We start from the raw sequence: 7,958 nt of genomic DNA, 5'->3' as shown, positions 1-7,958 counted from the left end.
CCCTCAAACCTACTTTTTTTCTGGGGGGTTTTTTGTGCGGTTCCACAACTCTCACCGCTGGTGTGGGGGCTCCCCGTTGGGTCCCCCCCCCCCGTCCGTCGAGGCGGGACCGTCGTCAGACGACGATCAGATAGATGCCGTACGCCACGGCCGCCGCGCACAGCGCGAAGCAGGCGTACGCGCCGGTGCGTGCCAGGGCGGCGGAGCCGCCCTGGGCGGCGGCCTGCTCCTGCTTGGAGAGGCCGACGATGCCGAGGGTGAACAGGCCCACGAGGGCGACGGTCGCCACGAGGCTGACTCCGAAGACGGAGCCGAGAGCTGCCCAGTCGATCTTCATGTCGTTCGTTCCTTACACCGCGGCCGCGGGGGCCGTGGGGGCTGCCGGGTCCGTGGGGGCCGGCGAGGGGATGGTGGTCTTGAGGTCCTCGTCCGAGACGGAGGCGACGGAACCGGTGGGCGGCGGGCTGACCGCCGCGATCGCGGTGGTGACGACCCCCGCGGGCTCGCCGTCGATCTCGTCGGCCGTGACGTTGTTGTGGTCGACCGGCTGGCGGCGCGACAGGGCCCAGATGACGGCCGAGCCGCCCACGAGGAGGATCGCGACGACGGCGACGCCCCAGCCGCCCTGCTTGGTGAGGAACTCGGCGCCGGCGCCGACCAGGCCCGCGGCGGGCAGGGTCAGACCCCAGGCGACGAACATCCGGGTGGCGGTGGACCAGCGGACCACTCCGCCCTTGCGGCCGAGACCCGCGCCCATGACGGCGCCGGAGCAGGACTGCGTGGTGGAGAGGGAGAAGCCCAGGTTGGACGAGGCCAGGATGACCGTGGCGGCGCTGCTCTGGGCGGCGAAGCCCTGCTGCGGCTGAAGGTCGGTGAGGCCCTTGCCCATGGTGCGGATGATGCGCCAGCCGCCGAGGTAGGTGCCGAGCGCGATCGCGACACCGGCGGAGACGACGACCCACATCGGGGGGTTGGCGCCGGGGTCGACGACGCCCTGGGTGACCAGGGCCAGCGTGATGATGCCCATGGTCTTCTGCGCGTCGTTGGTGCCGTGCGCGAGGGAGACGAGACCGGCGGAGGCGATCTGGCCGGCCCGGTAGCCCTTGGCCGTGGCCTTCTCGTCGGTCCGGGAGGCGATCTTGTAGGTCAGCCTGGTGGCCGCCATCGCGGCCAGGCCGGCGACGAGCGGCGCGGCGACCGCGGGGATGAGCACCTTGGTGACGATGGTGCCGCCGTTGACGGCCGACCAGCCGGCCGACATCACGGCCGCGCCGATGAGGCCGCCGAAGAGTGCGTGGGAGGAGCTGGACGGCAGGCCCATGAGCCAGGTCAGCAGATTCCAGAGGATGGCGCCGACGAGCGCCGCGAAGATCACTTCGGTACGAATGCCCTGTTCGTTGATGATCCCGCCGGAGATCGTCTTGGCGACCTCGACGGACAGGAACGCACCGACCAGGTTGAGCACGGCGGACATGGCCACCGCCGTCTTGGGCTTGAGGGCACCGGTCGAGATGGTCGTCGCCATCGCGTTGGCGGTGTCGTGGAAACCGTTCGTGAAATCGAACACGAGAGCTGTCACGACCACAATCGCGAGCAGCAGCGTGATGTGTTCCATTTACCCAGGCAATCGTTTGACGTCAGTGGCTGGACGAACGTAGGCAACCTGAGTGAACGGAAGGTGAACTGGGTCGGGCTGCATGGTGACTCTAACCGTGTCCAGGCATTCCGCTTAGCCTCTCGGTCCGCGGTTCTGTCCACGATGTGGTCGGTCCGCAACCCCGGGTAAGCCGTGCCGTTGCGGGACACAAGGGACGTGCCCCACTTCCGCCCCTCTCGCCCCATGTCACCAGCCGGACACTCCGGGCGCCGCGTCAGCCGACCGGGGGACCCCCCGAAGAGACCCATGTCACTCCGGAGGGGGCGCGGGGCCCGCCCGGTCACGGCCCCGCGCGCACCCGCGTGGACACGGGGCCCGCGCGCCCGCCCGCACCGCCGGTCGGCCCGTGCGGGTCTGTCCGGTGGCAGCCCGCCCCCGCCCTGCCGACACTGGGAGCGTGCGCCCGGCTACAGCGACGGCAGCGGCCGTCACCACCCTGCTCGGTGTCGGCGCGGCCGCGATCGCGGCCGGCCGGTACGCCAGTGACGCCGCCCTCAAGGCGGCCGGACGGCCCCTGCCCCGTGACCCCCGGCTCACCGTGCACGCCACGGACCCCGGCCACGTCACCCTCACCCGCAGCCTCGCCTCGCTGCGCCCGGGTACGTACGGGATCGAGGCCCCCGGCCTCCACGCCGTCGTCGGACCCGTCCTCGACCGGGTCCCGCACAGCGCGGACACCGTCGTCCGCCGACTCGAACGGGTGGAGCTCGGCACCCTGGAGCCCGGCGCCCGGGTCCGCTTCACCCCCGAGCTGCACAGCGGCGACCCGGGCACCGCGCTCGGCCTCGACCACGAGGACGTCGAGATCCCCGGCGAACTCGGCGCGCTGCCCGCCTGGCTCGTCCCCGGCGCCCGCTCGACCTGGGTGATCGCCCTGCACGGCATCGGCACGACCCGCCGGCACCCGCTCAACCTCGTCCCGTTCCTCTCCCGGCGGCAGATCCCCGTCCTCTGCCTGGCCTACCGGGGGGACGAGGGCGCCCCCCGCTCCCCGGACGGCCTCGGCCATCTCGGCGACTCCGAGTGGCGCGACGTCGACGCGGCCGTCCGGTACGCCGTCCGCAAGGGCGCCCAGCACATCGTCCTGCTCGGCTGGGGACCCGGCGCCACCATGGCCCTGCGCGCCGCCGCCGACTCGGGCGTACGGGACGTGATCCGCGGCCTCGTCCTGGACTCCCCGGTCCTCGACCAGGAGGCCACCCTGCGCAACCTCGCCTCCGCCCGCCGCGTCCCCGGCCCGCTGCTCCCGCTCGCCGTCCGCGCCGCACAGGACAGGACCGGCACGCGCGGCGACCGCCTCCAGGCGGTCGCCGACCCGGCCGGACTGCGGGTGCCGACGCTGGTCTTCCACGGCCCCGACGACACCATCGCCCCCTGGGAACCGTCCCTCGAACTGGCCTCCCGCCGCCCGGAACTGGTCACCCTGCACACCGTCCGCGGCGCCCCGCACGCCTCGATGTGGAACGCCGACCCGGTCCCCTACGAAGAGGCCCTGCGCCGCTTCGTCACCCCCCTGCTCTGACCCTCCTCCGGCGGCGTTCCACCGGCGCTGCCGATTCCGATTGGGCTTTCGGGCCGTCAGCGGGAAGACTGCCTCCGTGACGTCTCGAAAGCCTGATGAGCAATTGGCGCGCAACTCCAGACTCCGACTCGTCCGTCCGCGGGCACTCGCCACCGCCCGACGGGCCGTGACGACACGGCGCACCCGGCCTGCGCCGCGGCCGCCCGAGGGCACTCCGCCCCGCGCGGAACTGGCCCGCCAGGCGCGGACCGTCCTGGCCGACGCCGTACGGATCGCCCGCTGGGCCGCCGTCGACCGCGGGGCCGCGGGCGCCGCTCCGGCCGACCACCCCGAGGCCGTCCCCGTCCAGGAACGCGCCGCCGCGGCGCTGGACCTGACGCCCGACCAGATCCGGGCGGGCTGGGACCGGGCCCGGCTGGCCGGGCTCGTCGAACTCCACGGCGGCACCGCCCGCCCCGGCTGGCGGCTCCACGCCTGGGACCGCGACGACTCGGCGGTGCTGCGCGGCTGGGTCGCCCTCTTCGACGCCTGGTCGCTCGTGCACCCCGCCCCGGCCGACGTCGCGCCCAGCGCCGTGGCCGAGGTCGTCGAGGCCGTCCCGCAGGTCCTCTCCCTGCTCCAGCTCTCCGCCGGACCGGTGCAGGTCCCGGCCCTCCTCGACCTGCTCCGGCAGCGGGTGGAGGAGCTGCGCGAGGAGCGCTGCGAGGTCCCCGTCGAGGGAACCGAGGAGACGGGGGCCGGCGCCGTGTGCGCGGCGGACGCCGACGGCCTCGCCGCCCTGCTCGACTGGGCCCTGGAGGGCCTGGCCGCGGTGGGCGCCCTGACCCTCGGCGAAGGCGGCCCCGAGGGCGGTCTCGCCACGCTCACCCCGCTCGGCAACTGGGCGGTCTGGGTCAAGCTGGAGCAGATCTGCGTCGCCGCGCAGAGCCCCGCGGGCAACATCGAGCAGTCGGCCGAGGACATGCTCCGCGGCTGCGCCCGGCTCACCCCGGGCCCCGCCCGCGACGAGTACCGCGCCTGGCTCGCGGCCCGCACCCTCTCCAGCGCGGTCACGGAGCTCCTCGCCGTCGCGCGGGGCGAGGACGCCCTGCTGCGCGGTCTCGCCTTCGAGGCGCTCCGGGTCGTCGGAGCGCCGGCGGAGACGGAGGTCCGGGCCGCCGCCGAGGAGGCGTCGCTCCGCCCCTACGCCCTGCTCTGGCTGGCCGAGTACGACGGCGCCGACCCCGACGACGCCCCGGACGTGCTGACCCGCGAAGAGGCCACCTGGCTCTGGGTGGACACCGCCGCGGCCGTCGCCGACCACGGGGAGAGCGTCCTGCTCGTCCGCCACCTCGACTCCGCCGTGCAGGGCACCGTCCCGGCCCTCCTCGACGAGGTCAGGGCCGTCGGCCATCCCCGTACCGTCCAGGTCCTGGTCGCCCTCGCCGCCGCGCACCCCGATCCGGCGCTCGCCAAGGCCGTCCGCCGGGCGGCCTTCCAGGTCCACACCGGGGGATCGTGAGACAGCCGGGAGGCGCTACTCCGCGCCTCCCGGGAGGTACGTACCGAAGCTCCAGATGTTTCCCTCGGCGTCGCGGGCGATGTAGTCCCGCGAGCCGTAGTCCTGGTCCTTGAGCGGCATGACGATCTCGATGCCGTGCTCCACCGCCCGCGCGTGGTGTGCGTCCACGTCGTCCACGTGGACGTACACCCCGGAGGGCCCGGCGGCCTCGACCAGCTTGTCGAACTCGCTGCCCGTCCCCTTGCTCCCGAGCATCACCATGCCGTTCCCGTACGTCAGCTCGGCATGCACGACCTTGCCGTCCTCCTCGTACACGGCGTGACGGGTGAAGCCGAACCCCTCCGTGAGCTGCTTGATCGCGGCGTACGCGTCGTCATAGGTCAGGGTCGGACAGATGTGGGGTCCCTCAGCCATCTCGATCACTCCTTCTCGCCTGATGCGCCCTGGAAGCCCGGAATGTGACCCGGGTCTCAGTCTGGCATTCGCCACCGACAACGCCCCGCGTCACCGGAAGGTGTTGCACCGCGCCATGTCACCCGTCGAGTAGCCGGTGAAGAACCACTGCTGACGCTGCGCCGCCGAGCCGTGGGTCCAGTTCTCCGGGGTCACGCGGCCCTGGAACCTCTCCTGGATCCGGTCGTCGCCCACCGCGGCCGCCGCGTCCAGGCCGTCGCGGATGTCGTCCTCCGTCAGCCGCGTCAGCAGCGGCCGCCCGGTCTTCTCGTCCGGCGTCGTCGTCGCGTGGCGTGCCCAGACCCCGGCGTAGCAGTCCGCCTGCAGCTCCACCCGCACGGCGTTGGAGTTCGCGCCCGCGCGCCCGTCCTGGGCGCGGGCCAGGGTGCCCATCATGTTCTGCACGTGGTGGCCGTACTCGTGCGCCACCACGTACGCCTGCGCGAACGGGCCGCCGCTCGATCCGAACTTCGTCCGCAGGTCGTCGAAGAACCCCAGGTCCAGATAGACCTGCCGGTCCCCGGGGCAGTAGAACGGCCCGACCGCCGAGGTGGCCGAGCCGCAGGCGGTGCCGACCTGGTTCGTGAACATCACCGTGCGGGCGTCGCCGTACCGTCCGCCCCGCCGGGCGTACTCCGCCCGCCAGAAGTCCTGCACGCTGTTGACGACCGCCACGATCCGGCAGTCCTCGCGGGTGTTCGCGTCCGCGCCCGTCCGGCAGGTCCGCTCGACCTGGGCCACGGACGAGGAGGTCGCCACCGGCTCCGGGTCGCCGGCGGAGAGCCCGAGCTGCTCCGGCCCCACCCCGAAGAGCAGCCCGAGGATCAGCGCGATGAAGCCGACGATTCCGCCGCCGACGGTGGCCTTCCCGCCCGGGATGCGGCTGCCGCGGACGTCCTTCACCTCGGAGGTGTCCAGGTTGGCGTCGTCGTCGAACTGCATGGGCCACCACCTCTGCCGTGTCTGCCGCGGCAGAGGCCGCCGCCCTGCGGCCGAGTATCGGCGAATCCGACAGGGCTCGCCCCTTTTATCCGGCATGGGTGAACCGGGGTGAGATGCGCCTCGCTCCGGGCTGTGGCCGAAAAGCAGTTGCAGGGGCCCGTTAGACTGGCCGTATGGCCATTCTCCTCGCGCACTAGCGGCGTCGAACCGCCCGAGAGCCCTTCCGCCGTCCACCCCCGCCCTGGAGTCTGTCCGTGATCACCGCTTCCGGCATCGAGCTGCGCGCCGGCGCCCGCATCCTCATCGAGTCCGCTTCCTTCCGTATCGCCAAGGGCGACCGCATCGGCCTGGTCGGCCGCAACGGAGCGGGCAAGACCACCCTCACCAAGTGCCTCGCGGGCGAGGGCCTCCCCGCCGCCGGGCAGATCGCCCGCTCCGGCGAGGTCGGCTACCTCCCGCAGGACCCGCGTACCGGCGACCTCGACACGCTGGCCCGCGACCGCATCCTCTCCGCCCGCGGCCTGGACGTCCTCATCCGCAAGATGCGGATGAACGAGGAGCGCATCGCCAACGGCACCGGCGCCACCCGCGACAAGGCGATGAAGCAGTACGAGCGCCAGGAGACCGAGTTCCTCACCAAGGGCGGGTACGCCGCCGAGGCCGAGGCGTCCACGATCGCCGCCGCCCTCGGGCTGCCCGACCGGGTCCTCGGCCAGCCGCTGCACACCCTCTCCGGTGGTCAGCGCCGCCGCGTCGAGCTGGCCCGGATCCTCTTCTCCGACGCCGACACCCTGCTCCTCGACGAGCCCACCAACCACCTGGACGCCGACTCCATCGTCTGGCTGCGCGACTACCTCAAGACCTACCGCGGTGGCTTCATCGTCATCTCCCACGACGTCGACCTGGTCGAGACCGTCGTGAACAAGGTCTTCTACCTGGACGCCAACCGCGCCACGATCGACGTCTACAACATGGGCTGGAAGCTCTACCAGCAGCAGCGCGAGGCCGACGAGAAGCGCCGCAAGCGCGAGCGGCAGAACGCCGAGAAGAAGGCCGCCGCGCTCAACTCGCAGGCCGACAAGATGCGCGCCAAGGCCACCAAGACCGTCGCCGCGCAGAACATGGCCAAGCGCGCCGAGCGCCTGCTCTCCGGCCTGGAGGCGGTGCGGGTCGGCGACAAGGTCGCCAAGCTGCGCTTCCCGGAGCCCGCGCCCTGCGGCAAGACCCCGCTGACCGCGGAGGGCCTGTCGAAGTCGTACGGCTCGCTCGAAATCTTCACCGACGTGAACCTCGCCATCGACAAGGGCTCGCGCGTCGTCATCCTCGGCCTCAACGGAGCGGGCAAGACGACGCTGCTGCGCCTGCTCGCCGGGGCCGAGAAGGCCGACACCGGCGAGGTGACCCCCGGCCACGGTCTCAAGCTCGGCTACTACGCCCAGGAGCACGAGACGCTCGACCCGGACCGCACGGTCCTAGAGAACATGCGCTCCTCCGCGCCCGACCTCGACCTGGTCGAGGTGCGCAAGACGCTCGGTTCCTTCCTCTTCTCGGGCGACGACGTCGACAAGCCGGCCGGGGTCCTCTCCGGCGGCGAGAAGACCCGGCTGGCGCTGGCCACCCTGGTCGTCTCCTCGGCGAACGTGCTGCTCCTGGACGAGCCGACCAACAACCTCGACCCCGCCAGCCGCGAGGAGATCCTCGGGGCGCTGCGCACCTACAAGGGCGCGGTCGTCCTCGTCACCCACGACGAGGGCGCGGTCGACGCGCTCGAACCGGAGCGGATCATCCTGCTCCCGGACGGCGTCGAGGACCTGTGGGGTCCGGACTACAAGGACCTGGTGGCGCTCGCCTGATCATCTCGGTATGGATCATTCGGCTCATGG

Annotated in this window: 7 protein-coding genes; 3 read left to right on the top strand and 4 right to left on the bottom strand. The window is 72.5% G+C overall.

Annotated elements, in window-relative coordinates; all coding sequences use genetic code 11:
* Positions 1–115: 115 nt before the first annotated feature.
* Both AB0D99_RS32930 and AB0D99_RS32925 read right to left on the bottom strand, forming a co-directional pair.
* Positions 116–337 (bottom strand): hypothetical protein, encoded by a 222-nt coding sequence (locus AB0D99_RS32930; protein WP_362370843.1) that lies wholly within the window; start codon positions 335–337, stop codon positions 116–118.
* A gap of 12 nt (positions 338–349) precedes the next feature.
* Positions 350–1,615 (bottom strand): inorganic phosphate transporter, encoded by a 1,266-nt coding sequence (locus AB0D99_RS32925; protein WP_362370840.1) that lies wholly within the window; start codon positions 1,613–1,615, stop codon positions 350–352.
* Positions 1,616–2,054: 439 nt separating this feature from the next.
* Between AB0D99_RS32925 and AB0D99_RS32920 the strand changes: the two genes are divergently transcribed.
* Positions 2,055–3,179 carry a hypothetical protein gene (locus AB0D99_RS32920; protein ID WP_362370837.1) on the top strand — a complete coding sequence of 375 codons (1,125 nt, stop codon included), beginning with the start codon at positions 2,055–2,057 and terminating at the stop codon, positions 3,177–3,179.
* A gap of 166 nt (positions 3,180–3,345) precedes the next feature.
* A complete protein-coding gene (locus tag AB0D99_RS32915) occupies positions 3,346–4,680 on the top strand; it encodes a hypothetical protein (RefSeq protein WP_362370850.1) in 1,335 nt (444 codons plus the stop codon).
* Positions 4,681–4,695: 15 nt separating this feature from the next.
* Here AB0D99_RS32915 and AB0D99_RS32910 read toward each other — a convergent pair whose 3' ends face one another.
* Together AB0D99_RS32910 and AB0D99_RS32905 are read right to left on the bottom strand one after the other, a co-directional pair.
* Complete coding sequence (locus AB0D99_RS32910) at positions 4,696–5,094, bottom strand: VOC family protein (RefSeq protein WP_362370834.1); 399 nt, start codon at positions 5,092–5,094, stop codon at positions 4,696–4,698.
* Between the two features lie 90 nt (positions 5,095–5,184).
* Positions 5,185–6,075: a neutral zinc metallopeptidase gene (locus AB0D99_RS32905; RefSeq protein WP_362370831.1), complete on the bottom strand. Its 891-nt coding sequence runs from the start codon at positions 6,073–6,075 to the stop codon at positions 5,185–5,187.
* Positions 6,076–6,329: 254 nt separating this feature from the next.
* Here AB0D99_RS32905 and AB0D99_RS32900 point away from each other — a divergent pair, with 254 nt between their 5' ends.
* Positions 6,330–7,928: an ABC-F family ATP-binding cassette domain-containing protein gene (locus tag AB0D99_RS32900; RefSeq protein WP_362370828.1), complete on the top strand. Its 1,599-nt coding sequence runs from the start codon at positions 6,330–6,332 to the stop codon at positions 7,926–7,928.
* The last annotated feature ends 30 nt before the right edge of the window (positions 7,929–7,958 follow it).

It is taken from the genome of Streptomyces sp. NPDC047971 (assembly GCF_040653355.1).
GTDB lineage: Bacteria > Actinomycetota > Actinomycetes > Streptomycetales > Streptomycetaceae > Streptomyces.
The sequence above is the reverse complement of the archived record's forward strand: the minus strand, read 5'-3'. Positions and strand labels throughout refer to the sequence as shown.

What these genes read in the sequence shown, in the direction of transcription:
- AB0D99_RS32930 (WP_362370843.1), bottom strand. Translation starts at nt 337, where the DNA reads ATGAAGATCGACTGGGCAGCTCTCGGCTCCGTCTTCGGAGTCAGCCTC.
- AB0D99_RS32925 (WP_362370840.1), bottom strand. Translation starts at nt 1,615, where the DNA reads ATGGAACACATCACGCTGCTGCTCGCGATTGTGGTCGTGACAGCTCTC.
- AB0D99_RS32910 (WP_362370834.1), bottom strand. Translation starts at nt 5,094, where the DNA reads ATGGCTGAGGGACCCCACATCTGTCCGACCCTGACCTATGACGACGCG.
- AB0D99_RS32905 (WP_362370831.1), bottom strand. Translation starts at nt 6,075, where the DNA reads ATGCAGTTCGACGACGACGCCAACCTGGACACCTCCGAGGTGAAGGAC.